Origin of the sequence: Natrinema sp. H-ect4, from assembly GCF_041894845.1 — an archaeon.
Classification (GTDB): Archaea; Halobacteriota; Halobacteria; order Halobacteriales; family Natrialbaceae; genus Natrinema.
On sequence record NZ_JBHDYC010000014.1, the window covers coordinates 34,725 to 51,996 of the forward strand.

The 17,272-nt window shown below is 65.9% G+C and carries 14 protein-coding genes and 1 pseudogene; 9 read left to right on the forward strand and 6 right to left on the reverse strand.

What is annotated here, in order from left to right; genetic code table 11:
* Positions 1-3: 3 nt before the first annotated feature.
* Together ACEWFR_RS17235 and rnz are read right to left on the reverse strand one after the other, a co-directional pair.
* Positions 4-1,980, reverse strand: coding sequence for a DUF460 domain-containing protein (locus ACEWFR_RS17235; RefSeq protein ID WP_374062215.1), 1,977 nt, complete (start codon positions 1,978-1,980; stop codon positions 4-6).
* A 495-nt stretch (positions 1,981-2,475) separates the two neighbouring features.
* Positions 2,476-3,414: a ribonuclease Z gene (gene rnz / locus ACEWFR_RS17240; protein WP_374062216.1), complete on the reverse strand. Its 939-nt coding sequence runs from the start codon at positions 3,412-3,414 to the stop codon at positions 2,476-2,478.
* A gap of 254 nt (positions 3,415-3,668) precedes the next feature.
* On the opposite strand from rnz, the gene ACEWFR_RS17245 reads away from it, so the two are divergent.
* From ACEWFR_RS17245 to ACEWFR_RS17255, 3 genes and pseudogenes are all read left to right on the forward strand, one after another.
* The gene (locus tag ACEWFR_RS17245) at positions 3,669-4,790 is read left to right on the forward strand and encodes a DUF4179 domain-containing protein (protein WP_374062217.1); all 1,122 of its coding nucleotides are present in this window, start codon (positions 3,669-3,671) and stop codon (positions 4,788-4,790) included.
* A 244-nt stretch (positions 4,791-5,034) separates the two neighbouring features.
* Positions 5,035-6,039: an AAA family ATPase gene (locus tag ACEWFR_RS17250; RefSeq protein ID WP_374062218.1), complete on the forward strand. Its 1,005-nt coding sequence runs from the start codon at positions 5,035-5,037 to the stop codon at positions 6,037-6,039.
* Between the two features lie 111 nt (positions 6,040-6,150).
* A pseudogene (locus ACEWFR_RS17255) lies at positions 6,151-6,663 on the forward strand (acyl-CoA thioesterase).
* 181 nt (positions 6,664-6,844) lie between these two features.
* Here ACEWFR_RS17255 and ACEWFR_RS17260 read toward each other — a convergent pair.
* Positions 6,845-7,957: a methyltransferase domain-containing protein gene (locus tag ACEWFR_RS17260; protein WP_374062219.1), complete on the reverse strand. Its 1,113-nt coding sequence runs from the start codon at positions 7,955-7,957 to the stop codon at positions 6,845-6,847.
* 419 nt (positions 7,958-8,376) lie between these two features.
* Here ACEWFR_RS17260 and ACEWFR_RS17265 point away from each other — a divergent pair, with 419 nt between their 5' ends.
* Complete coding sequence (locus ACEWFR_RS17265) at positions 8,377-8,937, forward strand: TATA-box-binding protein (protein ID WP_006092636.1); 561 nt, start codon at positions 8,377-8,379, stop codon at positions 8,935-8,937.
* A 422-nt stretch (positions 8,938-9,359) separates the two neighbouring features.
* Complete coding sequence (locus ACEWFR_RS17270) at positions 9,360-9,779, forward strand: hypothetical protein (RefSeq protein ID WP_374062272.1); 420 nt, start codon at positions 9,360-9,362, stop codon at positions 9,777-9,779.
* A gap of 68 nt (positions 9,780-9,847) precedes the next feature.
* Here ACEWFR_RS17270 and hisG read toward each other — a convergent pair whose 3' ends face one another.
* Positions 9,848-10,708 carry an ATP phosphoribosyltransferase gene (gene hisG, locus ACEWFR_RS17275; protein WP_374062220.1) on the reverse strand — a complete coding sequence of 287 codons (861 nt, stop codon included), beginning with the start codon at positions 10,706-10,708 and terminating at the stop codon, positions 9,848-9,850.
* A gap of 98 nt (positions 10,709-10,806) precedes the next feature.
* On the opposite strand from hisG, the gene ACEWFR_RS17280 reads away from it, so the two are divergent.
* Both ACEWFR_RS17280 and merB read left to right on the forward strand, forming a co-directional pair.
* Complete coding sequence (locus ACEWFR_RS17280) at positions 10,807-13,164, forward strand: copper-translocating P-type ATPase (protein WP_374062221.1); 2,358 nt, start codon at positions 10,807-10,809, stop codon at positions 13,162-13,164.
* A 109-nt stretch (positions 13,165-13,273) separates the two neighbouring features.
* Positions 13,274-13,912: an organomercurial lyase gene (gene merB / locus ACEWFR_RS17285; protein WP_374062222.1), complete on the forward strand. Its 639-nt coding sequence runs from the start codon at positions 13,274-13,276 to the stop codon at positions 13,910-13,912.
* 48 nt (positions 13,913-13,960) lie between these two features.
* Here the strand turns inward: merB and ACEWFR_RS17290 are convergent, their stop codons facing one another.
* Positions 13,961-14,593 (reverse strand): helix-turn-helix domain-containing protein, encoded by a 633-nt coding sequence (locus ACEWFR_RS17290; RefSeq protein ID WP_374062223.1) that lies wholly within the window; start codon positions 14,591-14,593, stop codon positions 13,961-13,963.
* Between the two features lie 172 nt (positions 14,594-14,765).
* On the opposite strand from ACEWFR_RS17290, the gene ACEWFR_RS17295 reads away from it, so the two are divergent.
* Positions 14,766-15,725, forward strand: a complete 960-nt coding sequence (locus ACEWFR_RS17295) for an ABC transporter ATP-binding protein (protein WP_098725127.1) — start codon at positions 14,766-14,768, stop codon at positions 15,723-15,725.
* Entirely contained in the window at positions 15,722-16,618 is an 897-nt protein-coding gene (locus ACEWFR_RS17300) for an ABC transporter permease subunit (RefSeq protein ID WP_374062224.1), read from the forward strand. Before ACEWFR_RS17295 ends, ACEWFR_RS17300 begins: the two co-directional genes overlap by 4 nt.
* A gap of 117 nt (positions 16,619-16,735) precedes the next feature.
* Here ACEWFR_RS17300 and ACEWFR_RS17305 read toward each other — a convergent pair whose 3' ends face one another.
* The gene (locus ACEWFR_RS17305) at positions 16,736-17,104 is read right to left on the reverse strand and encodes an SHOCT domain-containing protein (RefSeq protein ID WP_374062225.1); all 369 of its coding nucleotides are present in this window, start codon (positions 17,102-17,104) and stop codon (positions 16,736-16,738) included.
* Positions 17,105-17,272 lie beyond the last annotated feature (168 nt).

Below are 17,272 nucleotides of genomic sequence, written 5' to 3' on the forward strand. Positions count from 1 at the left end.
GTCTCACACTTCGCTGTCGCCGGCGCGGTGCTCGCTGATGAGCTGGTCGACCATCGCCGATTTGCGGTCGCGTTTCCGCGCCTCGGCGCGTTCGTGCCAGTCGTCGATAGCGGCTTCGACGTCGGCCTCGCGGGCGACGGCGAGTTCGTCGACCTCCTGCATGGCCACGTCGTCGGCGGGGCCGACCGGAATCTCGCTCTCGAAGAGGAGCTCGTCGGCGATCTCCGAGAGGCCGCCGTCCTTGAGGACGACGCGGGGATCGAACTCCGCGAGGAGTTTGGCTGTCGACCGGCCCGCGCCGCTGGCGTCCCGGATGTAGACCACGTCGCCGCTCGCGATGCCATATTGCTCGTCGGCCTCGCGGATCGCGCCCTTCGTGAACTTCTCGACGACCTTCACCGGGACCAGCCCCTCCTTCTCCGCGGAGACGTCGCTGAAGTTCGAGTGGTCGAGCTTCCAGAGGGCCTTCATCCGCTCGACCTTGTTCTCGAGGCTCTCGACGTTCTCGCGGGCGTCGTCGCGCTCGCGCTCGAGGCGGTTCGCCTTCCGCTCGAGGCGGTTCACCTCGCGGTCCTTGCGAACTTGCGTTCGTTCCTCGCGGCGGGCGAGTGTCAGTTTCGACTCGAGTTCGTCGATCCGGTCGTCGCGCTCGGCGACGCGGCCCTCGAGCCGTTCGACGTGCGACTGGAGGCGCTCGACCTGGCGCTCTAAGTCCTTGATCCGTTTCTCTTCCGCGGTGAGTTCGCGGGGCTCGTGCTCGTTTTCTTTCTCCTCCTCGCCGCCCTCGTCATCGGTCAGGTCCCGCAGGGCGGCCTCGACGCTCTCCTCGCCGGCGACGACGCGGGCGGTGACTTCGCCGCGATCGATCCCCGGCGGGAGCTTGTCGGCGATGCGCTCGAACTGGTCCGCGTGAGCGTCGAGGGCGAAGAGCGCGGCGGCCATCGCGTCGCGCTGGTGGTCGTCGTCGTAGGGGTGCTCGCGCGTGCGGTGTTGCTTCTCGTCGACCGGGAGATCGCTCTTGGGCGTCCAGCCCGCGGCGTCGAAGCTTCGGCGGAACTTCTCGACGGTTTCGGGTATCGGCGTCACGTCGGCCGCGACGATGATCGGGCGGCCCCGCTCGACGATCCACTCGATCACGTCGGCGGTATCGCTAGTTCGGGAACTCCAGACGTCGAGCACCTCGCCCTCGAGGCCGACGATGGCGACGGCGGTCGTCGTCCCGGGGTCGATGCCGACGACGACGTGATCGCGGCGCTTGACGAGGGGCTCGAACTCGATGCCGTCGCGGCGCTCGCGTTCGATCTCGACGCGGACGTCGCCGGATCGGTTGCGCGAGACGGGGATGTCACTGGGTCGGGCCTGGACGGTGAAAATCGCGTTCGCGAAGCCGCCGTAGGCCTCCCGAACGTCGCGCTCGTACTCGAGGTTGTGCGCCTCGAGTTCGGACTCGACCTCGCGGGCTCGTTTCCTGACCGAGCCGTGGATGCGGCGGGTGTAGCGGTCCTCGCTCCAGCCGCCGCTGCCGGTCGAGCGGCCGCGGGCGACCTTCACTTCGGTCGTGTCGGTGAACGCGGAGACTTCGTGGCCGACGTTGTGGGCGGCCAGCCGGGCGGCGGCTTCGGCCTCCTGCATCGGGTCTTTCCCGTAGGGAATGTTGTGGCGGTTCGCGACGCGGGAGAGGGGCTCGGGCTGTTCGGCACCCGTTACCTGTACGAGCTTGGTTCCGGTCGGCAGCGAGCCGAGGAAGTGGATCAGCTGGTCCTTGTCGGCGGCCAGCTCGTACATGTTGTCCGTCGCGACGATCGCCGGCTCCTCGTCGTCGATCAGTCGCCTGAGCTTGCGGTGGGAGACGACGTCTCGAGTGATCTCCTCCCCATCGTAGACCGCCAGTGCGTACGATGGTGCATCGCCGCGCACGTCACCGCTCTGGATATCGACGCCGAAGACGACCGCATCGAGCGCACTCGTTCGCGTACTCACAGGAGGTCATAGGGACGAGACGGCTATAAATCCGACGCGGGTTCGCACTCCGATAGAGTCGGGTGGAGCCGGGAGCAGGAACGCGTTCTCCAGCCGATTCGCGTATTCACTCGGTGAATGGAACAGCGGATTTTGATGGGTATCCGGTGAACGAAGTGTCCTGCTATCGTGGCAACAGGGAATCGCCACGCCCTCCCCAGCCGATTTCTGCTCACGGGCGCGCAGCGCCCGTCTGCTCACGGCGGCTCCGCCGCCGTTCGCATGGTATGCGAGACCTCCGGTCTCGCACTATTCGCATGGTTCGCGGGACCTCCGGTCCCGCGCTAACGCTCGCTGCTCACGGTTCCCGTCGGTCACCGTTCGCTCATCCCTCGCGCAGTGTCATCGGCCACCCTCACTGCGTTCGGTTGGCCTCAAGCGCGCGCCACCGCACGCCGGGTGGCTGGTCCGAAGTGATCCGCAGTTCCCCTGTATCGAACGGTAGCGTCGACTGACCTACTCGCCGTCGGGATACGGAATCTCGAGCCCCTGTCCGTCGTCGGGAACGAACGCGTCTGCCGGGTCTCCAGCGAAGGCCTCGCGGGCCTGTTCTTCGTGATCGGCGGTGTGACCGGCGTAGCGCGAGGAGAGGTGCATCAGTGCGAGCCGATCCGCGCCGGCGCGGTTCGCGATTTCGGCGGCCTGGCGGGCCGTCGAGTGGGCGGTGTCGGTCGCCCGATCGGCCCGGTCGTCGGCGAAGGTCGCATCGTGGATCAACAGGTCGGGCTCCTCGGCGACCTCGATCGTCGCCTGCGCGGGACGGGTGTCGCCGGTGTAGACGATCGATCGGCCGGGTCGGGGGTCGCCGACGACCTGGTCGGGGTCGACGACGGTGCCGTCCTCGAGTTCGACGGCCTCGCCCTTGTGGAGTCTCGAGAACTTCGGCCCGACTGGAACGCCGAGTTCCTCGGCGCACTCGCGGTCGAACCGGCCCTTGCGGTCGTCCTCGACGAGCGCGTAGCCGACTGAGCGGGTGTCGTGGTCGGTGTCGAACGCGCGGACCTGGTACTCCTCAGCGCGATAGGGGACGTCGCCGCCGCCGACTTCGTTGATCCGCACCGGAAACGAGGGGCGATTTCCGAGGGCGTTCACCAGCGATTTGAGCTGGGTACGCGTGCCGCGAGGGGTGTGAATCGCCAGCGGCGCGTCGCGGTCGTTGAAGGCCATTGTCTGGAGCAGTCCCGGAATCCCGAGAACGTGGTCGCCGTGGAGGTGCGTGACGAACAGGTTCGAGATGGAAAAGCCCGTCCCGAAGCGCATCATCTGGCGCTGGGTTCCCTCGCCGGCGTCGAACAGCAGCCCCTCGCCCTCGCGGGCGACGAAAACGCTACTCGGATTTCGCGCCGTCGTCGGAATCGCGCCGGCCGTCCCCAGAAACGTCACGCGCAGTGGCATCGGTACCCCTTCGGCGGGCCGCGACTAAACCGGCTTCGGATCGCTCGAGTCGAGTCTCGCGTTTCGCACTGCCCTCCTCGGGTGGGAATCTCGAGCCCGACCGTTCGGATCGCCCGTTAGCGACGAACAGGCCCGCTGAAATCTCGTAACTGGCGATTATTCAGCAAAACTATCCCGAACCAAATCGGTTGTCTGCGAACGGACTGCGCATTTTACGTCCGTCGAACACGAAGACGAGGACGACGACACCCCCAATGAGTTCGAGACTGACGTTCGGCACGCTGAAGCGGATCGGTGCGATTCTGATCGCGATCATGATCGTCATCGCCGCCGGTATCGTCGTCGGCCAGGCCCCCGCCATCTTCGGCGTCGAGGAGGACCCCGAGGCCTCGATCACGTTCGAGGATCAACAGGGCAACGGCTCCACTGTCACGGTGCAGTCGGTTACCCTTTCTGAGGGCGGCTACGTCGTCATCAGCGACGGCGGCGATGAGCCACTGGCCGTCTCCGAACGCCTCGAGGCCGGCAGCCACGAGAACGTAACCCTCGAGCGCGAGGACGACGCGACCCGCGAACTCCTCGGGCAGCTGACCGCGACGGTTCATCGGGACACGTCGGACGACGAAGGGTACGCCTACGAGGCGAGCGGCGGCGAGGAGGATCAGCCCTATCTTGAGGACGGGTTCCCGGTTAGTGACACCGCGACGGTGACGACCGGCGACGATGCGGTCAGCGACTCGTTCATGGTCGAATCGATCGACGTGCCGGCGACGGCGACGACGAACGAGACGATCGAGGTGAACGCCACGATCCGCAATCCGACGGAGTTCCGAGCCCAACAGCCCGTCGAGGTCCGTATCGACGGGGCCGTCTTCGCGAGACAGGTGCTGGAACTCGAGGGCGGTGAGACCCGAACCGTGGCCCTCGAGACGGACACAAGCGGCGCACCGCCCGGGAACCAGTCGATCGGCGTCTACACCGAGGACGACGGGGTACTCGATCGGATCGATCTCGAGTTCCATACTGATCCGAGCGTCTCGGTCGAAACCGCGAGCGACGGGAACGTGACGGTCTCCGCGGCGATTCCCGAGGCGGGATTCGTCGCCCTCGAGCGAAACGGGGCGGCTATCGGCACGACCGACCGACTCGAGCCGGGCGAACACGAGAACGTCTCCCTCGAACTCTCTGACAACGCCTCCATCGACGAGGACGAGGAACTGACGGTGGCACTCTACGCCGGCAATCCCGACAACGCTGGTGCGGCCTCGCCGATCGAGTTCGAGGGCGAACCGGTGCGGACGACGTTTACGCCGGCGGACGTGGAGACGGGTGATTCGGACGACGGCGGGGCCGGGAACGACTCGAGCGGCGAGTAGCGGATCGACGGCTCGCCGAGAGGCGGCGGATCACCGGGTCGTCGACGGGTCCCGCCGGCTATAGTAGCCACTGAAACGATTCACACACTGATCGGACAGCTGTCGTTCGATCAGGCGTGCAATGACTTGCAGTGGCTACTATAGCGACTCGTCCTGTCGTGTCAAGACGGTCGATAGATGACGACACCGCAGTACCCGCTCCCAACCGACCGATTCTTACCCGCCCCACTCCTAGTCGCTGGCGATGGACGCGCCGCTGTGGACCGAAACCCACGCCCCGGAGCTGGCCGAGTTGCCACAGGACGACGCTCGCGAGTACTTAGAGCGGGCCGTCGAGGAGCCGATCAACCTCCTCCTGCAGGGCCCGCCCGGAAGCGGGAAAACGGCCGCGGCGCGCGCACTGGCCCGTGCGGCACACGACGACCCCGACAACGATTTCGTCGAGATCAACGTCGCCGACTTCTTCAGCCGGACCAAGACCGAGATTAAGAACGATCCCCGTTTCGAGCACTTCCTCGTCGGCCGCTCGTCGATGTCCAAGCGGGACATGATCAACCACGTCCTCAAGGAGTCGGCGAGCTACGCGCCCGTTTCAGGCGGCTACACCACGATTTTGCTCGACAATGCCGAGGACGTCCGCGAGGACTTCCAGCAGGCCCTGCGCCGGATCATGGAGCAACACCACCGGACGACGCAGTTTATCGTCGCCACGCGCCAGCCGACCAAACTCATCCCGCCGATCCGTTCGCGGTGTTTCCCCGTCTCTTTCCCCTCGCCGACCAGCGAGGAGATCGTCACCGTCCTCGAGCGCATCGTCGAGGAAGAGGAAGTCGCGTACGACGACGACGGCCTCGAGTTCGTCGCGGGCTACGCGAACGGCAACCTCCGGCAGGCGATCCTCGCGGCCCAGACGACCGTCGAGAACGCGGGCGAACTCACGATGAGCGCGGCCTACGAGACGATCGGCGAGGTCGGCCTCGAGGACGAGGTCGAGTCGATGCTCGACGACGCCGAAGCCGGCGCGTTCACCGACGCGCGATCGACGCTGGACGACCTGCTCGTCGACGAGGGGTTAGACGGCAATGAGGTGCTGGACGTGGTCCTCCGGGTCGCGCGCAAGCGCTACCAGGGCGAGCACCTCGCCGAGATCCACCGGCTGGCTGCCGATATCGACTTCGAGATGCACGAGGGAACGAGCGATCGAATTCACGTCTCGCATTTGCTCGCGGAGCTGGGTCGGGACGCCTGATCGTCGCGTCACTGACCGACTGTCCCGTTTTACCTGGTCGACGGAGGACTTCTCGAGACCACGACCTCCACTGACCCGGAGCGTTATTCCATCACCGGACGAAAGGCGGCTATGCCGACACTTCTCGAGACCCACATTCGGAATCGCTTCCGCGTCCAGCCCAATCACGCGAACAACAACGACACGCTCCACGGCGGCAACCTGATGAAGTGGCTCGACGAGGTGAGCGCGATGTCCGCGATGCGCTTTGCCGGTGAAACCTGCGTCACCGCCCGCGTGAACGAACTGGACTTCGAGCGGCCGATCCGGATCGGCGACACCGCCCTCGTCGAGGCCTATACTGTCGGCTGTAACGGTGGCGGCGATTCGCCGTGATCGTCCGGTGAATCGCCTCACTGACTTACAGCCGACAGTATCTACGATGCGGGCCGGACGAGCGTCCACGTCGCGCTCCGCGCCTGGCGCGAGGAGCCCCGCAGCGGCGAGACCGAGAAGACCACCGAGTCGACGTTCACCTTCGTCGCGATCGACGAAAACGGCGAGAAGGTCCCGGTTCCCGACCTCTCGGTCGAGACCGAGGAAGGGATGCGACTTCGGGACCGCGTTCTCGAGACCGAGGACTGAACGCCTGCCTCGATTTCTGCGGTGGCGCGCGCTGGGCCGCGGCGAACGGACTGTGAGCCGCGGGCCGAAACTGCGCGAGGGATGAGTGAGCGAGCCTGCGAGCGAACGAATCGGCTGGGGAGGGTGTGGCGATCCCGTGTTGCCACGATAGCAGGGGGCTCATCTCACCAGTCGGTCCCGTTCATTCGACGGAACTGACGTATGGTGTTCGTCGCTCGAGCACCATCACGTATCGCGTCAGCGACCGGTGGACCCGGCGCTCGAACGTAGACTCGAGTTCCCAACCGGCCGCCCGCGCCTCGCCAGCCCACGATCGATCGGCGACCACGACCGCTCGCGGAGCCACCCGGCGGGCTTCCTCGAGCGCGCCGGCGACGAGGTCCGCGAGCCGATGCGTTTCGATCTTCGACTGACGCCCGTAGGGGGCGTCGAAGACGACGCCGTCGACCGCGTCGTCGGCCAGCGGCAGTCGGGTCGCGTCGCCCCGACCCACGTGCCACGACCCGCGCGATACACCGGTCGGCGAGGGCTCGTCGCGCTCGAGGAAGTGCTCCAAATTTGTCCGTGCGCCCTCGGCCATCTTCGCCTGCGCGTCGGTACCGATCACGTCCGCGCCGACGAGGCCCGCCTCGACGAGCACGCCGCCGGTGCCACACATCGGATCCAGAATCGTCGCGCCCGGCCGAGCGCCGGCGACGTTCGCCACGGCCCGCGCGAGCAGCGGATCCATGCTACCGGGTTGGAAGAAGGGTTTGTCCGTTGGCGCGCGAGCGCCGAAATCGCGGACGCTCTCGGCCGCGAGCCAGCCGAGCGCGCAGACGGAGACCCGCTCGCCGTCGGCGTCACCGGTCCCGTCGCCCTCGAGGGGCTCGAGCACGCCGTCGTCCCCGTCGGCCTCGAGCGTCCCTTCCGAAAACGCGACGCGCAGGAGGTGGTCGGGATCCTCGAGATCCACCGAAAAGCCCCGGTCGACCAGGATTTGGCCGAGTTCGCGTTCCGCCGTTTCGGTGCTCACGCCGCTCGAGCCGTGGACGTCCGTCGCGCGTACCGCGACCGATCCCTCCCGGTCGATCGCGGCGGCCTCGAGGATCGCGCGAGCGCTCTCGAGGTCGGCGTCGCCCCGTCCGAGGAGGTCGCTCGCGCGGTGGGTGTAGGCGAGGCCGCGGACGCGCTCGGGGACGACTGTGTGTGCGACGGCGAGTCCCGGTGCGATTCCCTCCACGCCGGTCGCGGCGCTCCCGGCTTCGCGGGCCGCGAACGCGTCGTCCTCGCCGCCGAACTCGAGCAGGTACACGGACGACTGTCGCCGCGCCTCGAGTATGAGGCTGCCGTTTTTCGCGACTCACTCACGGGGTGCTCGTCCGTTCGTCTCGCACCCTCCACTGCGGGCTCGAGGACGAATTCTGTCGAAAACGAGCGTCCTGCTATCGTGGCACCAGGGAATCGCCACGCCCTCCCCAGCCGATTCGTTCGCTCGCAGGCTCGCTCACTCATCCCTCGCGCATGTTCCCGCCGTGGTTCGCCGTTGACGGCGAACCGCGACCCAGCGCGCGCCACCGCACGTGGTTTGGTCAGTCACGGATCGATACTACCGGTCGTGTGAACAACCGCGACCCGGCGACGGTCTCGGATCGATTTCAGTCGGATGTACCGGATATATCAGGTGGCGGTACCAACCTTTATAAATCTTAAATACGTCCTTTTAAGCGACTAATGACGGATCCGAAGGACACCATCAATATCGAAAACGTGGTGGCGTCGACCGGCATCGGGCAGGAACTCGACCTCCAGAGCGTCGCAATGGACCTCGAGGGGGCCGACTACGACCCCGAGCAGTTCCCCGGTCTCGTCTACCGAACCCAGAATCCCAAATCCGCCGCCCTGATCTTCCGATCGGGAAAGATCGTCTGTACCGGCGCGAAAAGCACCGACGACGTCCACGAGAGCCTGCGAATCGTCTTCGACAAGCTCCGTGAACTCCAGATCCAGGTCAACGAAGACCCCGAGATCGTCGTCCAGAACATCGTCACCTCGGCCGATCTGGGCCGGAACCTCAACCTGAACGCGATCGCCATCGGGCTGGGCCTCGAGAACATCGAGTACGAGCCCGAGCAGTTCCCCGGTCTCGTCTACCGACTCGACGACCCCGAGGTCGTCGCCCTGCTCTTTGGCTCCGGGAAACTCGTTATTACCGGCGGGAAAAAGCCCGTCGACGCCGAACACGCGGTCGACAAGATCGTCTCTCGGCTCGAGGACCTCGGCCTGCTCGAGTAACGCTGTCAGATTTCGCTCGAGCCGGTGTCGCCACCAGTTGCCGTCCGTTCATCGGTCCGCTATACCGATGTCCCGGAGCAATCACAAGACGGTTCGCGGCTGCTTCGGAACGAACGTACACCGGTCCGTCTCACAGCCGTCTCGTCGGTGAATGTCCGTGCGATATCGTCTCGAATCTGCATTCTACAGACTGATTCCGTTCACCGCCAGCCGGTAGTGACATATTACTCGCGTTCTGGGGATCGCTCCGTTTCCGAATCGTCTCGAGTTCCCGTGCCGGGCACCTGACTCGTCGCCGCTTTGGCCGGATTATCGACCGTTCATTCCGGCCACAGCGGGCCCGACTGGCCTGAATCGAGTCACACTCGTCGAAACGACCGGTCGCGTTTATCCAATGTGCCGTCCCTGACTTTCTCGTGCCAATGACGATCCACCCTGATCCAACGCCGACTGCTTCGGATCGGTTTCGCCTCGGCAACGACGGTGCGCTCGGTCGTCGTCCCCTCCCGCGGGAGACGATCTCCCGCGTCGTCGACAGCGACCGTCGGTGTGAAATTCTTCGCTGCGTGCTCGCGACCGACGATCCGATCCCCCTCCGAACGCTCGTCGGCCGGCTCGCCGATGCCGAACGCGACCCGACGGTCGGGACGACGATCCACCAACTGCGCCAGCGGATCCACACGTCGCTCCGTGAAACCCACCTCCCGCTGCTCGAGGAACACGATATCGTGCGCTTCGATCGGGTGCGGGGCCTTGTCGGCCCGGCGGCGAACTGCGCCGCATTCGACTCTCTTCTCGAGTTCGACTCGCTCGAGCGACCGATCGCCGCCCGACTCGAGTAGCCCGGACTCGGGCCGATCCGGTGCTCGAGTCCCGGCGTACCCAGCCACTCGAGTCACGACCGACCGGACTACTCGACCAGTCGCTCGATCTCGGTCACCAAAATATCGCTCGCGCCGGCGTTTTTGACCTCGGTGATCGTCTCGAAGACGTTTCGCTCGTCGACGACGGCGTGGACAGCAACGGTCGCCTCATCGTCGTTTTCGTCGGCGATGTCCATGATCGTCGGCCCGCCCAGCCCCGGGATGACGTCGCGGACGTCCTCGAGTCGGTCTCGAGGCACGTTCATCATCAGGTACCGTTTGCCCTCGGCCTGCTTGACCGAGGAGAGAGCGGTCCTGACCTCGTCGATCTTGGGTTCGTCGAGCACGTCGTCGCGACCGAACAGCCGGACGGAACTCGAGAGCACCTCGTCGACGATAGCCAGCCGGTTCATCTTCAGCGTCGTTCCGGTACTCGTGATGTCGACGATGGCGTCGGCCATCTCGACGTGGGGCGTGAGTTCCGTCGCGCCCGAAACCTCGACGATATCCGGCTCAACGCCGGTATCGGCGAAGAAGTCCTCGGTGATGTTCGGGAACTCGGTGGCGACCGTCTTGCCCGCCAGATCCTCGAGTCGCTCGATATCGCCGTCCTCGGGAGCCGCGAGGACGAGTCGGCAGCGCCCGAACTCGAGATCGAGCAGCTCCGAGACGTTGTCTACGCGTGCCTCCTGCACCTGATCGAAGCCCGTGATACCCAGATCGGCCGCGCCGTCGGAGACGTACTCCGGGATATCGGCCGCACGAGCGAACAATACGGTCACGTCGGGGTCGACGGTGTCCGCGTAGAGCTTTCGGTCCGCTCCGTTCTCGAGATGGAGCCCCGCCCGCTCGAGGAGGTCGATCGTCGGCTCGTGCAGGCGGCCCTTGTTGGGAACGGCGATTCGCATATGGTGGCGTCTTGGCGGCGGGGCGGGAATTGTCTTTTCATCCGACCGACGGCCGACTCACAACCGTTCCCCCGGGAGTAGCCAGCCCCACTTCCTTGATGCGCGACCGCATAGAGTTGGTCGAGAACCGACCGATGGACGACCACGACCGCCGAACCGAAGACGATCCGGAGCCGGCCGATACCGACCGAGACAACGGTGAGCGGTCGGACCGAGTCGAGGAATCGCTGCTCGAGGACGAGGCCGACGACGCCGAACGGGGCAGAGACGAGATCCGTGACCGACAGGAGCGCGAAGGGGACCACGCCGGACACGGTGAGCACGGCGACGACGGGGGTCAGGGTGGCCGCGGTGCTGACGACGCTCAGGGCGGTGGCGGTCATGATCACGGCGATGGCGGTCGCGATCACGGCGATGGCGGTCACGACCACGGTGGCGGCATGCACGCCGGCCACGAAACGATGTTCCGGCGGCGATTTTTCGTCTCGACGCTGCTCTCGATTCCCGTCCTTCTCTACAGCGAGACGCTCCAGACGTGGCTCGACTTCTCGGTGCCGGCGTTCCCCGGTAGCGAGTGGCTCACCCCCGTCTTCGCGGTGATCGTCTTCGCCTACGGTGGCGTTCCGTTCCTCCGGATGGCCGCCCCGGAACTGCGAGAGCGCGCGCCGGGGATGATGACGCTCATCTCGATGGCGATCACCGTCGCGTTCGTCTACAGTCTCGCGAGCCTCGCCGTCCCGACCGAGTCGGCGTTCTTCTGGGAACTCGTGACGCTGATCGACATCATGCTGCTGGGTCACTGGATCGAGATGCGCTCGGTCCGGCGGGCCTCGAGTGCGCTGGACGAACTGGCGAAGCTGATGCCGGATACCGCCGAGCGGATTACGAGCGATGGCGAGACCGAAGAAGTTCCCGCGAGCGACCTCGAGGAAGGGGATCTCGTCCTCGTTCGGCCCGGCGCGAGCGTGCCGGCGGACGGCGTCGTCGAGGAGGGCGAGTCGGACGTCAACGAGTCGATGATCACCGGCGAATCGACGCCCGTCTCGAAGGGTCCCACAGACGAGGTGATCGGCGGGACGGTAAACGGGGACGGCAGCCTCCGGGTGCGGATCAGCGCGACGGGCGAGGAGACGACACTCGCCGGCATCATGCGCCTGGTCGAGGAGGCCCAGTCGAGCGAATCGAAAACGCAGGCGCTAGCGGATCGCGCCGCAGGCTGGCTGTTCTACGTCGCCCTCGGCGCGGCCGTCGTCACGGCCGTCGCGTGGACGATCGCGGTGGGATTCGATTCGACGGTGATCGAACGGGTCGTTACCGTCCTCGTCATCGCCTGTCCGCACGCGCTCGGACTGGCCATTCCGCTCGTCGTCGCGATCAACACCTCGCTGGCCGCGCGCAACGGGATGCTCGTCCGTGATCGCATCGCGATGGAGCGGGCCCGAACCCTCGATACGGTCGTCTTCGACAAGACCGGAACGCTCACCGAGGGCGAGCAGGGCGTGGTCGATATCGAGACCGTCGGCGATGTCTCCGAGGAAGACGCCCTGCGGCTCGCCGCGACCGTCGAGGGCGACTCCGAACACATGATCGCTCGAGCGGTTCGCGAAGCGGCCGACGGGCGCGGCATCTCGAGGGGATCCGCCACGGAGTTTGAGGCGCTAAAGGGGCGCGGGGTTCGCGCGACAGTGGATGGCGAGCGGGTACACGTCGGCGGTCCGAACCTGCTCTCGGAACTCGAGGGCGGCGTGCCAGCGGAACTCGAGCGATTCGCCGATCGAGCCGGCGAGAACGCACAAACCGTCGTCTACCTTGTCCGTGAGGGGACCCCAGTCGCCGCGTTCGCACTCGCGGACGTCATCCGCGAGGAGAGCTACCGGGTCGTCGACGCGCTTCACGAACTCGGCCTCGAGGTGGCGATGCTGACCGGCGATTCCGAGGATGTGGCTCGAGCGGTTGCGACCGATCTCGGGATCGATACGGTGTTCGCAGAGGTGTTGCCCGAGGACAAGGACGAGAAGATTACGGAGCTCCAGGCGCAGGGCAAGTCGGTCGCGATGGTCGGCGACGGCGTCAACGACGCGCCGGCGCTCACCCGGGCCGATATCGGGATCGCGATCGGGAGTGGGACGGACGTCGCCGTCCAGTCGGCGGACATCATCCTCGTCAAGAACAATCCAATGGACGTGGTTCGACTTGTGAAACTGAGTCAGGCGAGCTACCGGAAGATGCAACAGAACCTCGTCTGGGCCGCGGGCTACAACGTCTTCGCGCTCCCGTTGGCGGCCGGGATCCTCGCACCGATCGGTATCCTCCTCTCGCCGGCCGTCGGCGCGCTGCTCATGTCGCTCAGCACGGTAATCGTCGCGATCAACGCACAGTTCCTCCGGCGCGTCGATCTCTCGGTCCCGAGCCTACCGGGCGTCTCCGCGCAGCGGGAGCCGCGACCGGCGGACTGATCCGATGACTGGATCCCGTCGACCGTCCGTACGGTTCTCGCTCGCTCATCTAAACGGTCCCAGTAATTTGGGAGTCGAGCCGATAGCCGTGGCCATTCGACGGGACAGTATGGGAGACGATCCGTGCCCCTGCGACAGCGCCACCGACGGACAGGCGGACGAACCCGAATCGACTTCCGATCGGTGGATACCGGAGACACCGGTTCTCGAGGCACCGCTCCCGAGCGATGTCCAAGCTGCGTTTGGTCGGCTCCTCGGCGAGGAGGCGATCGAAACGCTGGACGAGTGGTGCACCGAGATCCGTCGCCGAACCGGCGGCGGCCCGATCGCGGTCGACGACCTGTGCCACGCCGACGAGGAGACGGCGCACCGGGGCGAGACGGACGGAGAGCGCTACTATTTCCGGTGTTTCTACGACGCCGTGATTCTGTCGGCGCTCGCGGAGACACCGGTCGCGATTCGAACCGAAAGCCCGGGCGGAGCGGTAATCGAAGCGCGCGCTGTGGGAACGACTGAGCTTACAGCCACCCCTGAAACGGCGGTGTTTTCCGTCGGTGTCGACGAAACCGTGGCGCTGCCGCCGGACGACGAACCGTCGCATTCGACTATCTACGCTGCGATCTGTCCATACGTCAGGGCGTTCCCGGATCCCGAGGCGTACGAACGGTGGTCGACGACCGTTCCGGCGGCGACCGTCGCGATGCCGCTCGCGGGTGCCACGGAACTGGCGGCCGAACTCGTCGCGTGACCGACCACTCGGACGACCGGCGTCGATCTCGATTTGCACCGTTTCCGTTCACAGGTGCTGGCCCAACAGGTTCCGCTCGGCCCGCTGGAGGTGCTCGGCGATCGTCGACGGATCGACGTCGAGTTCGGCGGCGACGTCCGCGGTCGTCACCGTTCGCGGCACCTCGTAGTACCCCATTTCGTAGGCCGTCCGGACCGCCTCGCGTTGCCGCTCGGTCAGTTCGTCCAACGGGTGGTCGCGGCCGTCGTACGACCCGAATTTCCGTATATCCGGCGAAAAACCGGCCGTCTCGTACTCCTCGACGGTTCCGGAAATCGTCTCCTGTAACCCGACCAGCGACAGGGTGGCACCCCGATCGGTCACGTCAGGCTTGCAGGTGCCGACCAGATCGTCCGCCCGCTCCGCGAGGCTCTCGGGGAGCTCCGGTGCGGTAAACGCGATCACGTAGCGGTGGTCGCTCTCCGAGTCGGTGATCCGCTCCCACCAGTCGACGTACTCGAGGTCGGACAGTCGGTCCCCGTCGATCGGCGTCTCCACCGCGACCTGTACGATCGCACCGGTCCCGTGACACGCGAGTTCCTCGAACCCCAGCACCCCCGCCTTGCGAGAGAGCGAGACGAGCTCCGCGATGCCCATCCGATCGAACGCCGGGTCGTTGATCCGCACGTGGGCTTCTCGCATGGCTCTAGGTGTCATCAGACGGTTATCGAATAAAGTGCTATCCACCGGTCACTTCCTGTACCAGTCTCCACGGCTACCGGACCGAAGGCCGACGGTTGCTCGAGCGGGTAGATAAACCGTCCCAGTATACTCGGAGAACGGCCCTTGCGTTCCGCGCCGGTATCGTGCGGTGATGCCTGCGATTCAGACAGATAACCTCACCAAGCGCTTCGGCGACGACGTCGTCGCCGTCGACGGCCTCGATCTGCGCGTCGCGGAGGGAGACGTGTTCGGCTTCCTCGGGCCGAACGGGGCCGGGAAGTCGACGACCATCGACATGCTGCTGGACTACGTGCGCCCGACCGAGGGAACCGCGACGGTACTCGGCATGGACGTCCGCGAGGAGTCGGAGACGCTTCGCGAGCGAATCGGCGTGCTTCCGGAGGGAATGAGTCTCTATGACCGCCTGACTGGCCGCCGACACCTCGAGTTCGCGATCGAGTGGGCGGACGCCGACGACGATCCCGACGCGATACTGGACCGCGTCGGACTGGACGAACGCGACGCCACCCGGTCGGTCGGCGACTACTCGAAGGGGATGCAACAGCGCCTCGCGCTGGGGATGGCACTGGTCGGCGATCCCGACCTGCTCGTCCTCGACGAGCCCTCTTCGGGGCTCGATCCGCACGGGATTCGTCGGATGCGGGAACTGGTCCGCGAGGAGGCCGCAGACGGGACGACGGTGTTCTTCTCGAGCCACGTTCTCGGCCAGGTCGAGGCGGTCTGTGACCGCGTCGGCATCCTGTCGGCGGGCGAGTTAGTGGCCGTCGATACCGTCGAGGGACTGCGGAGAACCGTCGGTGCTGGCTCGGAACTGCGCCTGCGCGTGACCGGCGACATCGATGTCACTATCACCGATATCGAGGGGGTCGATTCGGTTCGGCTGGCGGACGGTCTCCTCCGGGTCGCGTGTTCGGATTCGCGTGCGAAAGCGCGGGTCGTGACCCGACTGACGAACGCCGGCGTCGATATCCTCGACATCGACTCCGAGGAAGCGTCCCTCGAGGACGTGTTCACGGCGTACACGACGGACGGCGACGGTACCGAATCACCGGTGAATGACCCCGCCGTCGTCACGGAGGTGGTACCGTGACGGTCTCCTGGCGAGACGTCGCCCGGAAGGACTTCGAGGATGCCGCGCGCTCGAGGCTGCTCTGGGGGCTCGTCTTCGTCTTCGTCGCGTTCTTGGTGATGTCGCTGCTCTCGGCCGAACAGCTCTTCCCGGAGCCCGTGACCGTCGGCGCCGCGATGGCCCTTTCGGGCGTCGCGATGCTCGCGCAACTGTTCGTCCCGGGTATCGCGCTGGTCGCCGGCTACATGTCCGTGGTCGGCGAGCGCCGGTCCGGGAGCCTGCGAGTGCTGCTGAGCTATCCGTTCTCCAGGGGCGACGTGGTCGCCGGCAAACTCGCCGGCCGACTGCTCGTTACCGGGACGGCGCTGACTATCGGATTCGCCGTGGCCAGCGTCCTCGTCGTGGCGCTGTACGGCGTCCCCGACGTCGCGACGTTCGCCGGGTTCGTGGCCACCGGCGTCCTGCTCGGGCTGACGTTCACGGCCCTCGCAGTCGGCGGGTCGGCCGCCGCGTCGACCCAGGGACGAGCGCGGACGCTCACCATCGGGTCGTTCGTGGGAATGGTGTTCTTCTGGAAACCGGTAATCGTCGGGATATACTACGCGGCTACCGGTTCACTGCCGGGGATTCGGGCCGAGACCTGGTACTTCGTCCTCAAGCGACTCAACCCGATCGAGGCGTATCGCGTCCTCACCGGTGCCGTCCTCGACGAGCGGGTGGACGCGGTCCCCGAGTTCCCGCTCGAGGACGTCCCGGCTACCGCGTCAGCCGAGACGCTCGAACTCTCGAACCGGATCGCGGGCGAGGTTCCGTTCTACCTCGCCGACTGGTTCTCGGTCGTCGTGTTGCTCGCGTGGGGACTCGTTCCCGTCGTCGTGGGCTACTGGCGGTTCGAGGACGCGGACCTCGGGTGACGGTGACTCGGCTTCGATCGACTCGAGCACGAGGCGGCCGAACGCCCCGTTCACGAACCGTGTTCGAACGGCCGGTCGTCGCCGACGGATCACGTTTCTACACGAGGGCGCCGGTCCTCACCCGTCCCGCTCGAGCGCGTCTCGCCGCTGTTCGTACTCCTCGTCGCTCACTTCGCCACGAGCGTACGTGACGCGAAGTTCCTCGAGCGCCCGATCGGAGTCGTCCGACCCGGCAATCGCACGATAGAGGAGGTATCCGCCACCGATGATGGCGGCGACGAACAGGAGTTGGAGCAGGACGGCGACGAGCGGCATCCAGCCGGGTGCCGTTCCGTCACCCCACGCTCCGTGTCCCCACATTCCGCCCATCATCGGGCCGAACCCCATCATTCCGAACCCCATGAAGACCATCGGCAGAACCACGAGGGCACCGAGGGTAATGAGGACGATCGTGACGAGTCTCGTATCGTTCGTCTCTGTTGCCATGAGATCTCACCAGTGACGGATCGTTCCGTCTCTATCTAGAGAGACGACCTCCGTACTCAATGCGATTCTGCCTTCGAACCTTGCGTCTATATCCGGAATATCTTTGATATCCATCGTTTAGAATCACTATGCGATCATCATTGAACTGAGACCAGTGAACCACCCGTT